We start from the raw sequence: 20,280 nt of genomic DNA, 5'->3' as shown, positions 1-20,280 counted from the left end.
CGCGCTATGCGGGACTTTCGTACCTCACCTCGCGCCCTCGGTCCCGCGGACGCGGGCGGGCGAGGGGAAGCGGCCGGGAAGGCGTGCTCCGTCAACGACGAGGACAAGCGGGAGGAGAGACCAATGCGAGCACTGGTCTACCACGGGCCGAAGACGAAGGGCTGGGACGAGGTACCCGATCCCGGAATCGTGCAGGACACCGACGCCGTGGTGCGCATCGACGCCACCACCATCTGCGGCACCGACCTGCACATCCTTGGCGGTGACGTCCCCGAGACCGAGCCGGGGTGCGTACTCGGTCATGAAGCGGTGGGCACCGTTACCGCGGTCGGCGGCGGGGTGAAGAACCGCCGTCCGGGCGACCGGGTCCTGGTCTCCTGCATCAGTGCCTGCGGCCGGTGCGGCTATTGCCGTGCGGGGCGGTACGGGCAGTGCAGGGGAGGGGGCGGCTGGATCCTCGGGCACCTCATCGACGGAACCCAGGCGGAGTACACACGGGTTCCGTTCGTCGACCACTCCACCCACCTGGTGCCGGCAGGCGCGGCCGACGAAGCGGTGCTCATGCTCGCTGACATCCTACCCACCGGGTACGAGGTGGGGGTCCTCAACGGTGTTGTGCGCCCAGGCGACACGGTGGCCGTCGTCGGCGCGGGCCCGATCGGCCTGGCCGCGATACTGACCGCCACGCTGCTGTCGCCCAGCCAGGTGATCGCCGTGGAACCGGTGTCAAGCCGTCGGGAAGCCGCCCAGAGATTCGGCGCCGACGTCACGGTCGGAGGCCGCGCCGACGCGGCCGTCTCATCCGTTCTGGAGGCGACGGAGGGGTTGGGGGCCGAGGTCGTGATCGAGGCGGTCGGCGTTCCCGAGACCTTCGAACTGTGCACCCGATTGGTGCGGCCGGGCGGCCACGTGGCCAACGTGGGGGTGCACGGGCGCCCTGCGGACCTCCACCTGGAGGACCTCTGGATCAAGGACGTCACGATTACGACGGGGCTGGTCGACACGTACTCTACTCCGACCCTCCTACGGCTGATCGCGGCCGGGCGTCTTACGCCGGAGGAATTCGTGACCCACAGGTTCGCGCTTGAAGAGGTGGTTGCAGCCTACGACGCCTTCGAACGCTCCGCTGAAACGGGAGCGCTCAAGGTGGTCATGACCCGCTGACGACGCTGAAGCCGCTTAACATGAGAGAGGTTCCGGGTTTGCTGGAGTGACGCCGCGTCAGGTATCTGCACGACAAGTTCGACATACTGAAAGCCCGGTGATGGTTTTTGGGGAAATGTGCCTTTGGTGGCTTTTTTGGCGCAGGAATCATGATTTCTGCATGTGCTCCTATTTTTGGCTGAGAAATACCATATCTCCCTCAGCTTGGGAGAGGTCGTAGAGGATGGCGGCCAGTCCATGATGAGGCTCGCGGCCGGGCGCAGTCCGGCCGCGAGCGCTTTGCGGTGTCCATGTGCGTCTGGAGGTGTCGCCGCCCCCGGGACTGCCGTGGCGGTTCTGGGCGCGCATGGCAGGCGTCAAATATCGAACCGGATGTCCGGTCTATCCCTCATAGGGCTGATAAGTGTGCCGATATGCGTGCACGGACATCCTTGCGATCCCTCCAGGCGTGTCGACAGCATAAAGCGGCCTAGATGCAATGAACATGCTCCGATCCGGAGGATGTGAGTCTGGAACCGTGCCAAATAGGTCATTAAGTACATAATCCCCGGTGTGCTGATTTTTGTCCTCCCTGGCAGCCGAGGACTGGTTCCAGGACTCTGTGGTCCACAACTGGCGCCACGGCGAGAAACTTATTCCCCGGGAATGGATTGACCAGGTCGTTCAGGCTCCCCGCGAGTCGCCGTGACGCTCGCTGCTCGGCGGGAGTTCGAAGGTGAGGGGAAAACCTGTGACGCCGGGCTGCGGTGCTTGGGAGCCGCGCATTGTTGAACGAACCTCGACGTCCCCGACACCACATACCGTGATCTGGTGTCCGCAATCCTCGGGTGCCGCTGAAAGTTGATCGGCTCCGCTGCAGGCTATGTCAGTGATGTCGGTCTCCTTCCGCCACCAGCCCATGCGGAGGTAGCGGTTGCCTCTGCCATGCCGGTCCCGGGGTGCAAGGCCTTATGGGGAGGATCCAGACGTACTCGTGGAGGGACCCGTAGCGGTCGCTTCGTCCTTTCGAGCTAGAGCCGGGGGCCCTGCTTTCCGGCCGGTCTTCGTCGGTCAAGTGAGTCAAGTTTGTGCGCTTGCTCCAGCGACCCCGCCCGGGGCGCCGCCCTTCGTTGATCACGCTCGGCTCAGGCGCTTCAGGTGAGGACCATGGTGATGTGGCGCTTGGTCACCGTGCGGCCTAAGGCTTCCGTTTGGCCGCTGTCGGCGGCTTCGCGCGGGGCGGCGGTGATATGGAGGTCTTCACCGCGGTCGGAGCTCCAGGCCTGCACCGTGGCGACCAGGCGTGCGCACAGTTCCTCAGCGGCGGGACCGTGGCCGTAGGCGCCTAGTTCACTGCGTCCCGGCTCCAAAGGCCGGTTGGCGAGGTCCCGGGCCGACGTTGTGCACTGCTCAGCTCCACCAAGTCGCCGACCAAGTCGCAGATGAACGGGGCCATGCGGCTGTAGTGGCTGGGCTGACCCAGCCAGAGCTCCCTCGCGCGGTCCAAACGCACGCGGAACTCGCGGCGTCGACCTCGCACGGGAAAATGACGCTGGAGGTGACCGTCGCGCGCCGGATACGGTGCCATCGCCGGCGGCACGGCAAATTCAGCCTGTGCTCGCAAGGCTGGCCGGCCTCAACTGCGAGCCCATACCAACCGGAGACGTGATGCCTGCACGCCTGCTGCTGCTCTGGGATGTCGACCACACCCTGATCGAGACCGCCGGGGTCGGCGCAATAGTGTTCGCGGAGGCTTTCGAGCGTGCCACGGGCCGTCCCATGAGCGCCGGCATGGCAAAGGCCCAGGGCCACACTGAGCCGGTGCTGTTCGCCGAGACCCTCGCCATGCACGGTCTCCCCGACGACGAGGGCCTGTTCCGGCGGTTCGCACAGGCCCAGGCCGCCAGCTACACCTCCCGCATCGTGGAGCTGCGCGAGCAGGGCCGGATCCTGCCCGGGGTGTCGAGGCTGCTGCGCGATCTCGACGCCGATCCCCGGATCGTCCAGACCGTGCTGACCGGCAACACCCGTGCTGCGGCCGCCATCAAACTGGGCACCTTCGGGCTCGATCAGTACCTTGACCTGCGCATCGGTGCCTACGGCGATGACGACGCCCACCGGCCGCTGCTCGTCGACATCGCCCGCCGCAGAGCCGAGCACAAGTACCAGACCCAGTTCCGCCGCGACGACACCGTGGTGATCGGGGACACTCCGCGCGACGTGCACGCGGCCCATGCCGCCGGTGTCCGCGCGGTCGCCGTGGCCTCAGGGATCGGATCCGCAGGGGACCTCGCCGCAGCCGGAGCATCCATCGTCCTGGAGTCGCTTGAGGGGGTCGAGGGGGTCAATCTGGTGGATGGCCTCCTCTCCCCCCGGAGCTGATCTGCGCGCGTCAGCGCTCGGCTGCACCACCGGCACTGGGTGTCGCCTTTGGGCTGCGCGCCACGCCGCCTGGCACCGTGGTAGACGACGACATCGTGTGCTGGTCGCCGGCGGAGGCGACTGGTTCGCAGGCGTGCAGCGGCGCGGCCGCGCCGGGGCGCCACTACCCGACGCCTGTGGCCCCGCACCGAGCCTTGCCACTACTTCGTGTTCGACCTGATGGGCGTTGAGGAGGCCGACCTCACCCGGCGGCCGCTGGACGAGCGGCGCGCTGGGGGAGAAGCTATCGGTGTACTGACCCGAGAGGTTGGGATCTCCCACCCGTCTCCCACGGTGGCGGGCGCTGGGTGCCGTCTCCCAGTCGGTTTCCAGCGCTTGTGCCGCCATCACGCACAGCGACGCGGCCGCGTTTCGGCTCCCTCGCCGTTCCTCTCGCCAGGGAAAGGGTGAGTGACCCGCCATGCTTCTGTCCTCTTGGCCGCGGTGGACCTCCGTGGCGGCCGTGTGCCTGCTGACCGTGATCGCGGCCGTGGTGTCCTACGCCCACATGTTCGAGTTGGCCCTGCGTCATGGTGAGCCGGCTTGGCGTGCGGGGTTGTTCCCGCTGTCGGTGGACGGCATGATCGTCGCGGCGTCGATGGCGCTGCTGGCCGACGCCCGTCAGGGGCGGCGCGGGGGAGTGCTGCCCTGGGCGCTGCTGGTGGTGGGCAGCGCGGCGTCGCTGGCCGCGAACGTGGCGGTGGCCGACCCGACGTTGTGGTCGCGGGTGATCCATGCCTGTCCGAGTTTCGCGCCCCTCAGTCTGGGGCGATAGAGGAGGGGCTGTCGTAGGCGGGTTGCGGGCGCAGGTTTTGGTGAGGGATGTGCGGCGTATGGTTGATGTGATCGAAGCCTGTAGGTGTATTTTTGATAACGGCCCGCGTTTGTGCAGTTCGTGAAGGGTCCTCCCCGCCTGCGCGGGGGTGAGTCCTCGTGGAAACCGCCCGGGCGGCCCGCGACCGGGTCTTCCCCGCCTGCGCGGGGGTGAGTCCGCGCTGTCGTAAAGGCGCCGTCCCGAGGCGGGGTTTTCCCCGCCTGCGCGGGAGTGAGTCCTGATCACCGAGTACGCAACCCCGGCGGAGTTGGTCTTCCCTGCCTGCGCGGGGGTGAGTCCGGCAGTTGGTTGGCCGCCCTAGTAAGGGCTTGTCACTCCAGAAGCCGTGGCTTGTTCCGGCCGCATGGGGTGAACGGTTACGCGGCTGCCTGCTCTGGACCAGTGAATGACCCGGCTCGCTTTTTTGGTAGCAGTTGACTGTTCTCTGCGCATGTGGAGGTGAGCCGGGGGCGTCGCAGATTTGGGAGGACGGGAGGTGTCACGCTTTGCTCTTCCTTTTCGGTGTTCCTCTCATGTCGTTTTGTATGACCTTGTCGCTGGCGGAAACGGCGTCTGCGAGTGCGTTGGACCATTCCTTTCGTATTCGCCGGGACCCTAGGGCGCACGCCGAGACCAGGTCGGCGCAGCGCGTCTTCTGGTGGTCTGTGGCGAGGTCCATGAAAGCGGTGTGCTGGAGGCATTCGCGGGCGGCGTACCCGTCCGTTGCGGCCTCGGTTCGCTTGTACAGTTCGTCGACGATTCGGCGTCGGGCGGAATGGTCCGTCTCTCTTGCGATGTCAAGGACGGTGAGACGGATTCGGATCGCGAAGACGGTCAGCCCTGGAGGGACGTGCTCGGCCTCGCAGGCGTCGAGGAGGCCGGTGAGGAGTCGGTGGACGTTGTCGCCGCGAGCGCGTCGGCACAGGGCGGACAGGCACGCGGTCACGGTCTGCTCCCAGGGCTCTCCGGCGCGGGTGGTGGCGAGTAGTTCGGTCGCCGTGGCGGTGTCGTGGGCAGCGAGGGCGGCGATGACGGCCACCTGGCGGCCATCCAGCATGCGCTCGCCGATGCCGCGGTGGGTCTCGATGTAGGCGCGGGCCTCGGCCCAGCGGCAGGCCGTGGTGAGGGTGCGCGTGCCGTCGGCGAGCAGGACCCGCCACAGCCAGGACCCGACGTGGTGGCGGTCCTGTCGGCTTCGGGCGAGCCCGGCGGGGATTGTGACGCCGTCGAAGGCGGCGCTGGTGCCGGTTGTGACGGCGTCGTGCAGCGCGGTGAGGCGGCGCCGGGCGTCGTCTCCATGGCCGGCGCGCACCCGCAGGCGGGCGAGGTTGACGACCGGTTCCAGGGCGCGGACGGCGACCGCACCGGCCAGGGGGCAGGCGTGCAGGTAGGCGGCGGCGTGCCGCCGGCACAGTCGGCGTGCGAGGGCGGGCAGGCCGAGGTCGGATGCCAGGAGAGCGGCCTGGTTGTAGACGGCGGAGGCCAGCGCCGGGTCCTCCTGCGCCACGGCGGTCTCGGCCAGTTCGGCAAGTGCGCCCACCCGCCGGGGCAGGGGCAGGCACGGCGGACGCCACCGCGCGACGAGCGGGAAGCGCCGCGCGGCCGGATTCTGGGCGTCCATGGGTACTCCCTCGGGGTGGGGCGGTGGGGCGAGGCGGTGTCCGCCGGGGCTGATGCCGGCGGACACCGGGTCAGGCAGCGCGCGCACCCTCAGGTGAAGTCGACGACCACCCGGTTGAGAGGGGTGTCGAGGACGAAGCGTCCGGGATGCGCTTGCTCCAGCGGCGTTGTGCGGTCGTGAAGCTCGAAGTGGGCAGCGCGGCCGCGGTAGTCGCGGTCCCAGGTCCGCACGGCCTCGGCGACGCGTTGCGCCAGGTCCTGGGCGCCGGGTCCGTGCGCGGCGACGCCGAACTCCCACAGCCGGGCGCCCTGGGGGCTGGTCCTGGGGGAGGGGCGGCGGGTGAGGTAGGCGAGGGTGCCCTTGTCCAGGGCCGCGGTCGAGGAGGGGTAGGGGTCCGCGGTGAGCAGCCCGCCCTTGGCCTCCGGAGGAAACAGCATGCGGATCAGTCCGCTGGGCAGGGCGCAGCTCACGAACAACTCCATCCACTCGGGCGACTCCGCCGCACCGACCGTCATCTCGGTCCAGACCTCCGTGCGCGGCTGCTCCAGCACCCCGGCCAGTTCTTCGGCGTCGGCGCCGATTCCGGCGGGCGCCTGCAACCGCACCGTCCCGTCGGCGCTGAGGGGGATCAGTTGGCGCTCGTCGTCGGCGATGCCCCGGCGCAGGGGCATGAAGGTGTTCATCGCCGATCCCATCGAGACCCATCGGCCTTCGCGGTGCTCCCAGACAATGGAGCGGGAGACGCTGCCCTTGAGCCGCTGGGGTGCCACGAGGCGCCCGGCGGGTGCGAGCTGCTCCAGCCACGCGCGGGGGATGGCGTGGGCGCCGACGGTGGCGATGACGCGGTCGTAGGGCGCGTTGGGGGCGTGGCCCAGGGCGCCGTCGCCCAGCACGACCTCGACGTTGTCCACGCCGGCCGCGACCAGGTGCGCGCGGGCGCCCTCGACCAGGTCGGCGTCGACGTCCATGGTGGTCACATGCCCGGTAGCGCCCACCAGGTGGCCGATCAGGGCGGCGTTGTAGCCGGTGCCCGCGCCCAACTCCAGGACGCGGTCGCCCGGCCGGGCATCGAGCTGGTCGAGCATGAGGGCGACCACTCCGGGTTGGGAGGCGCAGGAGATCGACGTGCCGTCGGGGGCGTACTTGATGTGGACGGGGCTGTCGGCGTAGGCGTCGGCCAGCGGCGCCTCGGGCACGAAGAGGTGGCGCGGCACGGTGCGCAGAGCGCCTTCCACGCCGGGCGCCCGGGCGTGCCCGTCGGCCCGGATCCGCTCGACCCAGGCATGGCGCAGCGCTTCGGCACGGTCGGCGCGGGCGGATCCCGGCGCGGGCGAGACCGTGCTGGTGGTGTCAGCCGGAACGGCCTCGGCGGCTGGCGCGGTGCGGTCGTCGGTACCCATGACTGCCTCTTCTGCTAGGTGGGAAAGGGTGTGCTGGTCCTGTGTGGACAGGCCGGCGCGGTTGGCGTGGAACAGGATGTGGTGGGCGATGACGGCGCGCAGACCGCGGGTGAGCCGGCCGCCGGCGGCGAGGTCGCCCAGTGCCGCGCCGGCGCGTTCGAACTCCGCCACCCACGCCAGGTGGCCGTGGAGCGGGCGGCCGGTGCGGGCCAGGGCGGTGGCATCGGTGATCATCAGCGTGCGCACGGCCTGGCACGGCCGTCGATCGTGAACTCGACCTCCTGGCCATCCAGGCGCAGCGCCCGGGCGCGAACGCGGGTGGACGCCATCAGGTCACCGGGGTGCAAGATGAGCAAGGGATTGATACGGATTCCAATACAGGGGGCCAGCATGGTTTCTGCGTTGAGAATTTTTTGGTCAAGGAGGACTGACGGTGCCCGCCTTGCTCAGAGTCACATAACGGATACATCGTGAAGATGGGCAAGGCGTCGTGGCGCGCATGACGCGACAGTTCGCAAAGCATCCACAGCAAGATAAGTGAAAAACCTAGGCGAGCAGAAGCTGATCCATGATCTAGGATTTGAACTGCGAAGACATGGCAAGGTCTGGCATATCAGACGTCTATGCAATTGCATGCCCGCCCCGTATGGGAGTAACTCCGCAGGAAGTTCGATATGATGCTTTCGTCTCACCTCGTGATGGGTGGTAGCGAAGTTGTCATATTCTTCCACTGGTGATCATGAAAGTGGTCCACCGGTAGCCAGATCTCGCGCGCTAGTGGATCAACGTCGCGCAATAAGCAGGTGGATTGTCAACCTTGGGCACAGATGGTGGTCCGGCGTTGGGGCGATAGCGGGTGTCGTCGGCGTCCTCGCGGCAGTTGTATTCGGTGTCGTCGCATGCCAGCAAGGATCGATTCCTCCCGCCCAGCCCCCTGCCGAGCAGCAACGAATCAACGGATGCAACGCCAGCGGAGAGAGCAATGATGTTCGCTGCCAGATCGGGTGAGCGCCGGGGGTTCCTTCAGATGCCAATAAGCCACAGATTCAACGCTGCGGTGTTGACGAGTGGCTTCTTGCTTTCCGTGACCGCTTGTCAATCCGCTGGGGAAGTAGATGATGAGGCGGATATCGAAACGTCACCGGCTACCTCATCTCCCACATCCTCGACTTCCGCAGACAGCCCGATGACTATCGACGGTTGCTGGGCTGACGGACACCACAATGACATCGAGTGCACCATCACCGGACCTCCCGATTATCCGATTATGGCTGGCGTTGAAATGGAATTCACGTTCGCAAGATTTTTGTTTGCCGGCCCTCCTGAAAAATTGCCAACCCCACCCGAAATACCTCCCGGGCAGGAGTTGGGGCATTGCGACGACTGGCACGATTGGGTCGTTCGTCGCACGGACATGTATGTGATCTGGCCGACTGTCCTCATGGAGATGGATACAGGAATAATCGATGTACTGAAAGTCGACGATATTGAATTGACTCCCATTAGGCGATATGAGGCCCCGGAAGAATGGACAGATATTGAATGCCAGTTCGGTGCTGGGCTCAATCCAGGATACTGGATATCGGCAGACACTCGAAATAATGAGGTAACCGTCAGTGACCAGGATGGAGAATTCTCCGGGATGGCGATGCCTCCGGCGTCAATAACTCTCCAGGAAGGGCAATCGCAAAATGCTGCAATATCGTTCATTTCGCACTCTGGAATGCTATATGAAGGAACTCTCAGTGTAACGGCCGAGGTGAACGGTGTAGAAGACATTGCAGCGTTTGGTAGCCAGGAGATGCCGATCCGATGGGTGGGCCGTGACGGAACAGAAACCGATCTCTCAGGCGACACTTACACTTGGGATGTGAAAGAAAAAGAATGGAAGGAAAATTTTCGTCCAATACCTGGCCTGCAGTGAAGGACGCAATCAGGACGTGGGGCGCGTAGCCGCTCTAACGTGCGCTTGGACCCCTACGCCGACTCCGCGGCCGTGTGGCGGTTCCGCGCCCTGCCCCCGTCCCCCCCGCACTGGCCTGACTCAGGTTCGCGGTTCGCGGGGGCGCAGGGAGGCGATCCGGTGAGCGGCCTCAGTGCGCAGCCGCAGTTCCCGCCCGGTGCGCGCACGGTCGCGCGGTCATCCGCACCAGCCGCATCTGCAGCCGCGTCGCACATCCCGCCAGTTTCAGACGTCGAAGCCGTAGGCGTCGACGAAGTCGGTGTAGTCCTGCAGGCTGTACCCTCCCACGCGGGCGTAGGCTGCGGCGGCCACGCCTGGCCGTGGTGCAGGGTCAGGGCGGTGGCGGCCACCCCGGCGAGCCCGGCCGCTCCTTCCAGGTGCCCGACCGCGCCCTTGATGCTGCACACCAGCAGCGGGTCCTGGCGTGTGCGCTTGAAGACCTTGGCCAGGGCGCGGGCTTCGGCGCGGTCCCCGGCCCGGGTCCCGGTGCCGTGGGCCTGGACGACCCCGACCGAGTCGGGGTCGAGGCCGGTCTGGGTGTAGGCGGAGCGCACCAGGTCGGCCTGGGCGCCGGCGTGGGGGGCGCCCACCGCCGTCGGCGCCGCGCCGTCGCCGCCCACCACCGAACCCGCCACCAGGCAGTAGCCCGGGTTCCCGGCCGCGCGGGCCCGGGAGGCGCGCTGGAGCACCAGCACGACCACGCCTTCTGCGCGCACGAACCCGGCGGCGCGGGCGTCGAAGGGCCGACACACCCGGGCCAGGACGCCGCCGGCGGCGAACGCCGAGCTCACCGCAGCGTTGTCCACGGAGTTGAGCCCGGCCACCAGCGCGGTGTCGACGCGCTGGTCCTGGAGGTCGCGGCAGACGTAGTGCAGGGCGGTCAGCGAGGCCGAGCAGGCGGTGTCGATGCTCAGGAGCGGGCCGCGGGCGTCCAGGTGGCGGGCCAGGCGGGTGCCGATCATGCCCGTGCAGGCCCCGCCCACCTCCAGCAGGCCCGGCGAGCGCCCCGGGGTGAATTCCCGCACCACCGGGTCGACCTTCACCTCGGGTCAGGGTGTGGGCGCGGTCGATGCCCGGGGCGTCTTTGGCGAACCGCCGCAGGAGCCAAGAACAATTCGCTGGTGCTTTTTTGGTTCTGCGCTCGCACTTCGACGCGGTCGGGGGCGACGGCATGATGGTCCCCTGCACTGGGCGGTACGCTCGCGCAGCAGCCGGATCGATGTTTCCTCAATCGGCCAACTGCTTCTCTATCCGTTTAAGGTGATCGCATTTCCGGGAGGCCAGAGCATGATAGCTGCAAAGAAGTGGCATGGATGATGCAACTGTGTTGGGGCACAAAAAAGGGCCCCCTCGGAGTCCGAGTGGGGCCCGGATGGGCGAATATCAGCGGTTTCGATGCCCCGGAGAAGGGGGAATTCTGAAACGCGGTTTAGCTCTACCAGGGATGCGGTTCTCGATCGTAGTAGAAGCCGCCGGTCGGGCCGCCGTCCGGTAGTGTGGCAAGCCACACCGGAGTTTCGGCAGCGGTGCGAACGTCCCGCGGGGCGCGCGGTCCGCCCATCGCTGTTCTTGTCCAGCCCGGAGAGGCGGCGTTCACCAGGATCCCTGTGCCCGCGAGTTCCGCTGCAAGGACGCGGGTAAGTGCGTGCAGCGCCGCCTTTGAGATTCGGTATGCAGGCTCAGAGTCGCTGTCCATTTCTGCGAGCGAGCCAAGACTGCTGGTGACGTTCACGATGCGGCCGTAATGGGTGGATCTCATGGTCGGGAGCACCTTTTGAGTGCACCGCCAGGCGCCCATTAAATTTGTGTCGATCACTTCCTGGGCCGTTGCCAAGTCGAGATCGCTCGGGTGGGTGTCGCCGTCCGTTATTCCCGCGTTGTTCACGAGGACATCGATCCGGCCGTGCTGGGCGAGCACGCGGTCTACCGCGGACTCGACCGATGAAGTGTCTGTGACGTCGAGTTGCACCCCGGATGTGGGCAGCCCTTTCTCGCTGAGCTTTCGTGCCTGTTCCATCCCGGCGTCCTCGGAGCGCGATCCAAGGACGGTGGCGATCCCCTTCTCGGCGAGCTGGCGGACTATCTCCAGCCCTATTCCTCGGTTGGCTCCCGTGACCAGGGCAACGCGGTGTTCACTCATCTACTGCTCACTGTCCGTAAGCGCCCGGATTTGCTCGTTCAGTGCCCGCACGCCGGGATCCTTGGTGTTCAAGCCCACCCGGACGTCCTCGAGGTCCGCGAGCGGCCGCGTGGCCCGCGCCCGCCGGGCCAGAGCGGCGGCCTCGGCCAGTGCTGCGGACCCGTGGTCGAGGTCGCCGAGCCCGATGTGTGCCCTGGCAGTGCGTATGCGGTAGATGGCCCCGTCCCGCACGTAGGCGGGATCCTGGTGGTGCAGGGCGCTCTCCAACGCGTCGAGCGCGCGGCGCGGCCGGCCCAGATCGAGCCAGCACGCTCCGGCCTGAGCGTGGAGTTCGCTTTCGTCCAGGTAGTAGATCCACTCCGGAGTTGAGTCGTCGCTGTCACTCCGCTGAAAGTGATCCTCGGCTTCGTTCAACGACCGTTCGCAGTCCGCCCTGTCACCGCTCAACGCGTACGCCCGCGCCTTGCGAGAGGCGAGCAGCGCGCGAATGCGCGGCGGCTGGTGAGCCGCCTGCTGCGCTCCGGCCTCCGCGAGCTGGGCTCCATCGGCCGGATGCCCGGTCAAGGCCGACTGGAAGGCCATGGCAGCCAACGCGTTGCACACCAGTCCGGTGTCGTTCGCCCAGTGCGCCGCCTTCAGGCTTGTGGTGAAGAGGCTTTGCGCTGCAGCGTTCCACCCCTCGTCAAAGCTGATCCAGCCGCCGAGTTGAGCCAGGTGGGAGACCACGGTGAGAGTGCGGCGCTCGTACTCCTCGCCCCGCGACTCCCCCAGAAGGTCGACGGCGATCCTCAATTCGCCCAGTACCACTTGGCGCAGGGCCTCTCCGGCGACCTGGTCGTCCATCCGGCGGAGGCGAGGCACTTCTTCTTCCAGCCAGGCGAGCACGCCGACTCCTGGGGCCGCGGCGGGGGAGAAGGTCTGGGACGTGAAGCTGTAGGAGCCGGCACCGGTGATCGATGCGGCCAACACCGTTCCCGTGAGGGCGAGGAACCGTCGTCGATCCTGCACTGCCCGTTCCACCTCTTCCTTCAGCGAGACCGCAGGCGAGGGCGATCTGCCCGAATGCTCCACCGCCGATATGGTGACCTGCCTGTCGTCTCCGCTCGCGGCGTCGAGCCTCAAAAGCGCCGTCAGCTCAGAGAGGGAGACGTCAAGCACCGCTGCCATGCGTTTGCGCTGTTGGGGTATGGGAGTCGCCTTTCCTGTCTCCCACCGATGCCACGTCGACCTATCCACTCTCGCCGCGTGGGCGGCGGCCTCTTGGGACAGGCCGAGTTCTTCCCGGCGCCGACGTAGCGCGGATCGGGCAGACGTACCCATACGGTTCTCCTTCCCCACGCGAACCGTATCCCGGACTTCGCCGGTGGCCGTTGCCGGGGGCGGAGATGCCACAAAGTCGCCGCACGCGCGCTCCGGGAAAACCATCGACCCGGCGGACCGGTGCCGAGGTGCGGCTACGAGGGGGAGCAGTTCTTCTCCACGCCATGGCCTGGGCGCATAGTCGACGGCGAAGCCGAGGGCCACCGGGCCGGTATGGAAGAGGCGGCAGAGCAGGTCCTGATATGTCGCATTCGGACGTTCGCCGGCTTCCCAGCTCTTCCATGAGCGTTCCGCGACGGCGGCGCCGCGGTAGCGATCGGGGTGTTGCTCGGCAAGCCGGCGGGCTGCTTCGGCAGCCTGCTGGACCGTCCATTTCCAGGCGAGCCGATGGGATTTGACCTTGGTGTGTCCGCAATGGTCAGCGATCACCTCGGCAATGCGGTGCAGTTCGCTCACCTGCGGGTGAGCGTCGCCCAGTTCTTCGGCGCCGATTCGACGTGCGCATTCCACGGGGTGGGCGCTTCCCATGCGAACGGCCTCTCTCGCTACCCGGAGTGTGGGGTGACGCTAACACCGGTGCGGTGCCGGCGCGAGCGGTTCACGCCGTTCGCACGCTCCTGATGGGCGGGAGGGTGCAGCGAATTCTCACTACCGTGACGGCAGAGGCGGCGGCACGGTGGAAGGGCCGAGGAACCGTCGGCGCGCGGTCGGCGCGAGCCCTTCGCAGCCGATCCGCGCAGCCGTTCGCCGGGGGAGTTGACGCCGCCGTCGGCCGCCCCGCACCCGCCGCACGCTCGGCATGTCCGACGACAGCGACTAGGTCCTGTTTTTTGAAAGGTCTGCGGGGCGGGCTGGTCTTCGGTAATCCTTGGGATCCATGGTCCGACGCCATGAACTCACCGACGCCGAGTGGGACCTGCTCGCCCCGCTCATGCCCGCCCACCCCCGCAAAGGCAAGCGGTGGGCCGACCACCGCCGCGTCATCAACGCCATCCTCTACCGCACCAGGACAGGCATCCCCTGGCGCGACCTGCCCGAACGCTACGGCCCCTGGGAAACCGCCGCCGGACGCCACCGCCGCTGGTGCCTGGACGGCACCTGGCAGCGCATCGCCGACCGGCTGCGCATCGACGCCCTCACCGGCGCCGAACTCACCGCCGGTATCGACTCCACCGTGATCCGCGCCCACCACCACGCCGCCGGAGCCCCAAAAAAGGGGAGGCGGCCCGGGACGAAGGGGACAGGGCCCAAGCACTCGGGCGCTCGCGGGGCGGCTGGTCCACCAAGATCCACCTGATCGCCGACACCCGCCGGCGGCCGCTGGTCCTGGCCCTCACCCCCGGCCAGCACGCCGACACGGTGATGCTGCGGCCTCTGCTGGAGCGGCTGCGCCTGGCGCGCTCCGGGGGGCGGGCGCGCACCCGCCTGGACCGGTTGCTGGGCGATAAGGCCTACTCCAGCCGCGCCAACCGGTCCTACCTGCGCCGGCGCAAGACCAAGGCGACCATCGCCGAGCCCGCCGACCAGCGGGCCAACCGGCTGCGGCGCGGTTCGGCGGGCGGCAGGCCCCCGTCCTTCGACCGGGAGGCCTACCGCTTGCGCAACACCGTCGAGCGCGCGATCAACCTGCTCAAGCAGAACCGCGCGGTGGCCACCCGCTATGACAAGCGGGCCGTGATCTTCGAGGGCACCGTCCAGGTGGCCTCGATCAGAATCTGGCTGCGCGACCTTACCCGTTCAACAAACACTGCCTAGCAGAGCTTGGAGCCTCCGTGCCCTCTCACACCCCGATCACCCCCGAACAGGCGCGCCAGAGCATGGTCGAGGACCTGATCCGCGAACGGGTGGGCCTGGGCATGGAGCTGCCGTCACCGCGCGTCGAAAGCGCGCTCCGCTCCGTGCCCCGCGACGCGTTCCTGCCCGGTCTCCCGCTGACCGAGGTCTACGACCAGCACCAGGCCGTGGTTACCAAGTGCGATCCCGAGACCGACGTGGCGCTCAGCTCCGTTTCGGCGCCGAGCATCATCGCCACCATGCTGCAACGCGCCGACCTGCGGCCGGGCCACCGCGTTCTCGAGATCGGTTCCGGCGGCTACAACGCGGCCCTGATCCGGCACCTGGTGGGAGAGCGGGGGCAAGTCACCTCGATCGACATCGACCCCGAGGTCATCGACCGTGCCACGCGGTGCCTGAAGGAGGCCGGTCTGGAAGGGATTCACCTGGCTGTGGCCGACGGCGAGCACGGCTACCCCGACCGGGCGCCCTACGACCGGGTCATCGCCACCGCGGGGGCCTGGGACTTCCCTCCGGCCTGGGACGCGCAGGTGGCGCCGGGCGGCCGCGTGGTGGTGCCGATGCGGGTGCGCGGCCTCACCCGCTGCCTGACCTTGGAGCGCGGTGCCGGCGCGGGGCGGTGGCGGTGCGTCGCGGTCGATGTCTGCGGCTTCGTGCGCATGCAAGGCGCCGGAGAGCACTGGGAACCCATGCCGCTGCTGCACGAGGCCGAGGGCAGGCAGGTCGGGCTGCGACTGGAAGACGGCCCGTCGGTGGACGTCGGGGCGCTGCGCGCGGCACTGGCCCAGGATCCGGTGGTCCTCTGGTCCTCAACGTGCGTCGGCGGCATGGAACCCACCGACAGCCAGGACCTGTACATGGCGTGCGCGGCCGACGGATGGGCACTGCTGACCGCCCAGCGCGGCGCGGTCGAGGCGGGGATCCTGCGCCCGGTCGTACTGTCCGGAACCCCTGCGGTGATCAGCGACGACGGGACCAGCTTCGCCTACCGCTGCATCCGCGGCAGCGACGGCACGGAGGACGCCTACGAGTTCGGCGCGGTGGGCCACGGTCCGCGGGCCCGCCACGTCGCTCACGCCATGGTTGAGCTGATCAGCGACTGGGGCCGCCACCACCGGGGCCGTCGGCCAAAGATCGACATCCTGCCCGCCTCCACGCCGCGCGAGGCACTGCCGAGCGGGCGGGTCCTGACCAAGCGGCACACCCACACGGTCCTGAACTGGACCGACACCCTCGGAGAAAAGGAGCGACATTGAGCACCCTCACCGCGGCACCCACCGCCGACGGCCTCGTGGCCCTCAGCCGCGACCGCACGCTCGGCGACGACGCCTTCGATCTGGACCTGCGGGTCGAGGTCCCCGTTGTCGATGAGCCGCTGTGGTCGATGACCAACGACGGATGCGGCTCCACCTGCCAGAGCGCCTGCACGCAGAGCTGCACCAACAGCGGCGGCGGCGGATGACCTGAGCCGTGTGAGCGGGCGCCGAGCACGGTGCCCGCTCACACGTGCCCCCCCGACCGGACTGAACGGAGCCCTGGTGTACATCCCCTTGACCGGACTGGGCGCGTCGCTGCGTGCCGCCACCCGCGCCCACGCCCCCGGGCGGCGCTGGCTCGACGTGGGACGGGCTTCCGAGGCGGAGCTGCGCGCGTGGACCGCCGGGGTCTGCGAACGGGATCACCTTTTGGTGAGGGCGATCGAGGTCGCCAGCCCCTCGCTGGCACGCACGCTGCTCCGTGCCGATCCTCCAACGAAGGCCAAGGCGCGCCGCACCGCCGCAGCGCTCACCCGCTACCTGCTTCGCGCCACCGGCCGCCCGACACCGTTCGGACTGTTCGCGGGAGTCGCGCCCGTCACGATCGGTTCCTTGACGCAGGTCTCCTGGCAGGACCATCACCAGGAGTTCGCTCAGCCCGCTCCCGGCTGGCTGGCCGCCCACGCCGGCGCTGCGAGCGCCGAAGCCGGCCACGCCACCGGGGTGGTGGCCGCGCAGACGGTGCGCGTCCACGGCGACCGGCTGGTCCTGGCCCACACCCCGCACCGCGATGACCCGCGCAAGGCGGGCACGGTGTCGCTGCGCCACACCCCGGCGGTCTCCTTGCCCTGGGCCTCGCCCGGGTACCCACGACCATCGGTGAACTGCGCACCGCGCTCACCTGCGCCTTCCCCGGAGCCGGGGCGGCCGCCGTCTCCGACTTGCTCACGACCCTGCTCGCGCACCGGATCCTCATCAGCGCGGCACCGCCGCCCGTCTGGCACCCGTGGCCGCTGTCCCACCTCGCCGAGCACGCCCCCGCTCTGGAGCCGGCGGCGAAAGCGCTGCGGCACCACAACCGATCCGGCACCGGCCACGAGGAGCGGATCCGCATCCGCCACCGGGTCAACCGGGAGTTGGGCGCCGGCGACGGGCAGGCGGTGGCGGTCGACACCCGGCTGGCGGTGCGGGTCGAACTCCACCGCCAGGTGGCCGAGGAGGCGGCCCGCGCCGCCGGTGTGGCGGCGCGCATTGCCCCAAAGACCGCCGACCAGACAGCATGGGCCGACTACCACCGGCGCTGCCTGGACACCTACGGCCAGCACGCGCTCGTGGGCCTCCTCAGCCTGACCGGACCGGCCGGGCTGGGGCTGCCCGCGTCCTTCCCCGGCTCGCGCCTGACCGCCCCCGCCGCGCATCCCGACCGGGACCGGGAGCGAGCCCTGGCGGCGGCCGCCGCCGAGGCCGCCGCGCAGGGCGAAGTCGACCTCGACCTGGAGGCACCGGCGTGGCGCCACCTCGTCGGCGCGGAGCCCGATCGGGTGCCCGCGCACACCGAAGTGCGAGCCCACCTGCTGAGCGCCTCCGCAGCCGATGTCGACGCGGGCCGGTTCCAGTTGTTCATCACCGGGCTCTCGCGCGGGGCGGGAGCCCTCACCGGGCGCTTCGCCCATCTGCCGGGCATGGTGGATCCACGCCTGGACACCCACCTGCCGACCCTCACCGCAGGCGCCGTGCCCGTGCAGGTCCTGGCCCCGCCCATGGCCGCTGACGCGTCCCACGTCGCCCGCTCGCCCATCGTCGCCTCGCGCGTACTGGTGATCGACACCTACCCGCCCGACCAGCCAGGCGTCGAGGTCATGGACATCCGGGAGGTGGCGGTGCGCATCGACCCCGACCACCTGCGCCTGGTCCACACGCCCACCGGAGCCGTGCTGGAGCCCTTCTGCACCAGTGCCTTGGACACGCGCCGCTACACCCACCCCTTGGCCCGCTTCACCGCCGAACTGCCGCAGGGCCGCACCGGCCTCTACCCGACCAACCGACCGTGGCCGCCGACCACCGCGAGCTTCGCCTACCTGCCGCGGCTGCGCACCGGCCGCAGCATCCTCACCCCCGCCCAGTGGCGCCTCACTCCGCACACATGGCCCCAGGCCCGCAGCCGGCCCCACCTGCCCCTGCCCCGCCGCGTGCTGCTGCTGGAGGGGGAACGCGGGCTGCCGCTGGACCTCGCGGAGCCCGCACAGCGCGTGCTGGTCACCGACCACCTGCACCGGCACGGCAGCGCCGTCATCACCGAGGCCCCCGACCCCGACGGCTTCTCCTGGTGCGGCGGCCACGCCCACGAACTCGTGTTTCCCCTGGGCACCACGCGGCCGCCGACGCCGTGCCCAAATCCCCCGATCGCCTCACGGGCGCGCAGTGCCGCGGCCGTCGACAGGTCCGCGTGGGTCTCCGCCCACCTCTACACCGACCCCTGCCTGTTCACCGGGGTCCTGGCCGGACTCAGCGGCCTTGACGCCCTCCTCGGCGGAGTGCCGGCGCGGACCTGGTTCGTGCGCTACCGCGACGACTCCGGTCCGCACCTGCGGTTGCGCCTACGGGCACCGGCCGAGCCGGACGCCGTCCAGGCGGCCGTGGGGGAGTGGGCCCGAACCCTCGGCGAGGCGGAACTGATCCACACTTGGCGACTCGAGCCCTACCGCCCGGAGCGGGACAGGTACGGCCGCGGGACCGCCATGAGGGCCGCCGAGGACGTCTTCGTCGCGGACAGCCGCGCCGCACTGGCGCAGATCCAGGCGTGCGGGCAGGACGCGGACCGTCTTCGGGCGCTGGCGGCGCTGTCCCTGCTCCGCGTCTCCGCGGCCATGGGAGCTGCTTCTGACTGGCTGCTGACCCGTCTGCCCCGCTCCTCCGAGCCGGTCGACCGCCCCGCCTTGGCCCGCGCTCGCGCACTGTTCACCCAGGCCGAAATGGCGCCGCCGCACGTCGACCGGGCGTGGCAGGCCCGGGACGAAGCACTGGCCGCCTACCGGCGCCACTGCCAGGACCCCCTGACGGTGCTGCCCTCGCTGTGGCATATGCACCACAACCGTGTGCACGGGCCCGACCGCGACGACGAGCACCGCCTGCTCGCGCTGGCGCGCAGCCTCACCCTGTCCCTGCGCCACCTGCCCGGAGCGGCCCATGCCCCCCGCTGATGCGCTTCCCCAGGACCCGGCTTCCGTTGAGGCGGAAGCGGGACCGCCGCTGTCCCTGGCGCGCGGTGCCCTGGGGATCGCCTTGGTCCACCTGGCTTCGGGAAGCCCTGCCGAGACGGCTCACGCATGGCTGCGCACCGCCCTGGCAGGGGGCGCCCTCGATCCCACGGTCCGTCCCGGCCTGTTCCACGGCCTTCCCGCAGTCGCCTTCACGCTCGCCCTTGCCCCGCCCGACCACTACCGCCGTGCCCGCGCGACGGTCCGGGAACAACTGCGGAGGCTCGTCCGCCACCGCCTGGAAGCAGCCCACGCCCGCATCGACCGCGCGGAACCGGCCTCCTTCGGGGAGTACGACCTGGTCAGCGGCCTCACCGGAATCGCCGTGGCGGTGTGGGAGGCCGACCCTGACGGCGAACTGCTCGAGGACGTGCTGGCCTACCTGGTGCGCCTGTGCCGTCCGGTGCGCCGCGAGGGTCGCTGCCACCCCGGCTGGTGGGTCCACCACTCGCCCCGGGGAGGACATGACCCGGACTTTCCCGACGGCCACGCCAACCTCGGCATGGCCCACGGTATCGCCGGCGTGGTGAGCCTCCTGGGATTGACCTACCGCGCCGGCCGCACGGTGCGGGAGCAGCGTGCCACGCTCGAACTCCTCTGCGCCTATCTGGACTCTCTCCAGTACGAAGGTCGGGCGGGACCATGGTGGCCGCCCTGGACGGTCGCCCACAATGCCACCGGGCCGACCCGACCCGGGCCGCCCACATGGTGCTACGGGACCTCGGGCCTTGCCCGTGCCCAGCAGGTCGCGGCGCTGGCATTGGGCGACATCGCGCGCCGGCACACGGCCGAGCGGGCCATGGACGCATGTCTGGTGGCCGGGACCGGCGTCGATGGCCTCACCGCCGGAGGTCTGTGCCACGGCCCTGCGGGGGTTCTACGCGCCCTCACACGGATGGCCGAGGACCAGGCGCCCGGGGTGCCCCGACTCCACCGCCACCTGCCGACCGCGCAGAAGTCCGCTGAGACGCCCGCGCCGCACCACGAAGGGGCGGGCTTCCTGGAAGGCACCGCAGGCACACACCTGGCCTTGAACTCGGGTCTACAGTCTCGCTGGGACCGCTGCCTCCTCCTCGCCTGAGGCGGCGAGCGCGAGCCGGTTCACGGGACTTCCTCTTGACGAGTGGCGAAGCGCCGCCCACGCCTTCGCG

General features: G+C 69.2%; 13 protein-coding genes and 2 pseudogenes. 10 read left to right on the top strand and 5 right to left on the bottom strand.

Translation table 11 applies throughout. The features are described from left to right. Positions 1–123 precede the first annotated feature (123 nt). The 3 genes from HNR12_RS06710 (at position 124) to HNR12_RS06700 (ending at position 4,339) form a co-directional block, all read left to right on the top strand. Complete coding sequence (locus HNR12_RS06710; protein WP_179766679.1) at positions 124–1,164, top strand: zinc-dependent alcohol dehydrogenase family protein; 1,041 nt, start codon at positions 124–126, stop codon at positions 1,162–1,164. A 1,593-nt stretch (positions 1,165–2,757) separates the two neighbouring features. Then, complete coding sequence (locus HNR12_RS06705; RefSeq protein WP_218901879.1) at positions 2,758–3,525, top strand: HAD hydrolase-like protein; 768 nt, start codon at positions 2,758–2,760, stop codon at positions 3,523–3,525. A gap of 460 nt (positions 3,526–3,985) precedes the next feature. After that, the gene (locus HNR12_RS06700) at positions 3,986–4,339 is read left to right on the top strand and encodes a DUF2637 domain-containing protein (protein ID WP_179766678.1); all 354 of its coding nucleotides are present in this window, start codon (positions 3,986–3,988) and stop codon (positions 4,337–4,339) included. Between the two features lie 538 nt (positions 4,340–4,877). Here the strand turns inward: HNR12_RS06700 and HNR12_RS06695 are convergent. Beyond that, positions 4,878–5,999 carry a hypothetical protein gene (locus HNR12_RS06695; protein WP_179766677.1) on the bottom strand — a complete coding sequence of 374 codons (1,122 nt, stop codon included), beginning with the start codon at positions 5,997–5,999 and terminating at the stop codon, positions 4,878–4,880. Positions 6,000–6,088: 89 nt separating this feature from the next. Further along, on the bottom strand, positions 6,089–7,645 hold the full coding sequence (gene fxlM / locus HNR12_RS06690; protein ID WP_218901878.1) for a methyltransferase, FxLD system: 1,557 nt from the start codon (positions 7,643–7,645) through the stop codon (positions 6,089–6,091). Positions 7,646–8,585: 940 nt separating this feature from the next. Between fxlM (HNR12_RS06690) and HNR12_RS06685 the strand changes: the two genes are divergently transcribed. Continuing rightward, positions 8,586–9,323: a hypothetical protein gene (locus HNR12_RS06685; RefSeq protein ID WP_179766676.1), complete on the top strand. Its 738-nt coding sequence runs from the start codon at positions 8,586–8,588 to the stop codon at positions 9,321–9,323. A gap of 53 nt (positions 9,324–9,376) precedes the next feature. Here the strand turns inward: HNR12_RS06685 and HNR12_RS06680 are convergent, their stop codons facing one another. The 3 genes from HNR12_RS06680 to HNR12_RS06670 all read right to left on the bottom strand — a co-directional run bounded on the left by HNR12_RS06680 (position 9,377) and on the right by HNR12_RS06670 (position 13,278). After that, complete coding sequence (locus tag HNR12_RS06680) at positions 9,377–10,405, bottom strand: beta-ketoacyl synthase N-terminal-like domain-containing protein (RefSeq protein ID WP_179766675.1); 1,029 nt, start codon at positions 10,403–10,405, stop codon at positions 9,377–9,379. A gap of 392 nt (positions 10,406–10,797) precedes the next feature. Beyond that, positions 10,798–11,502 (bottom strand): SDR family oxidoreductase, encoded by a 705-nt coding sequence (locus tag HNR12_RS06675; RefSeq protein WP_179766674.1) that lies wholly within the window; start codon positions 11,500–11,502, stop codon positions 10,798–10,800. Beyond that, positions 11,503–13,278 (bottom strand): helix-turn-helix domain-containing protein, encoded by a 1,776-nt coding sequence (locus HNR12_RS06670; RefSeq protein WP_179766673.1) that lies wholly within the window; start codon positions 13,276–13,278, stop codon positions 11,503–11,505. Positions 13,279–13,699: 421 nt separating this feature from the next. Here HNR12_RS06670 and HNR12_RS06665 point away from each other — a divergent pair. The 6 genes and pseudogenes from HNR12_RS06665 to HNR12_RS06645 all read left to right on the top strand — a co-directional run bounded on the left by HNR12_RS06665 (position 13,700) and on the right by HNR12_RS06645 (position 20,210). Continuing rightward, a pseudogene (locus HNR12_RS06665) lies at positions 13,700–14,577 on the top strand (IS5 family transposase). A gap of 17 nt (positions 14,578–14,594) precedes the next feature. Next, positions 14,595–15,872 carry a methyltransferase, FxLD system gene (fxlM, locus tag HNR12_RS06660; RefSeq protein WP_338119735.1) on the top strand — a complete coding sequence of 426 codons (1,278 nt, stop codon included), beginning with the start codon at positions 14,595–14,597 and terminating at the stop codon, positions 15,870–15,872. Beyond that, complete coding sequence (locus HNR12_RS06655; RefSeq protein WP_179766672.1) at positions 15,869–16,078, top strand: FxLD family lanthipeptide; 210 nt, start codon at positions 15,869–15,871, stop codon at positions 16,076–16,078. The genes fxlM (HNR12_RS06660) and HNR12_RS06655 overlap by 4 nt, the downstream gene beginning before the upstream one ends. A gap of 10 nt (positions 16,079–16,088) precedes the next feature. After that, positions 16,089–16,655: pseudogene (locus HNR12_RS29450) on the top strand (lantibiotic dehydratase); the annotation flags it as partial. A gap of 65 nt (positions 16,656–16,720) precedes the next feature. Then, the gene (locus HNR12_RS29080) at positions 16,721–19,072 is read left to right on the top strand and encodes a lantibiotic dehydratase (RefSeq protein ID WP_338119839.1); all 2,352 of its coding nucleotides are present in this window, start codon (positions 16,721–16,723) and stop codon (positions 19,070–19,072) included. Further along, complete coding sequence (locus HNR12_RS06645; protein ID WP_179766671.1) at positions 19,059–20,210, top strand: lanthionine synthetase C family protein; 1,152 nt, start codon at positions 19,059–19,061, stop codon at positions 20,208–20,210. The genes HNR12_RS29080 and HNR12_RS06645 overlap by 14 nt, the downstream gene beginning before the upstream one ends. The last annotated feature ends 70 nt before the right edge of the window (positions 20,211–20,280 follow it).

The sequence above is a fragment of the Streptomonospora nanhaiensis genome (genome assembly GCF_013410565.1).
GTDB classification, from domain to species: domain Bacteria; phylum Actinomycetota; class Actinomycetes; order Streptosporangiales; family Streptosporangiaceae; genus Streptomonospora; species Streptomonospora nanhaiensis.
Note: the sequence above shows the minus strand (reverse complement) of the source record. Positions and strands in the feature narration are given on the sequence as shown.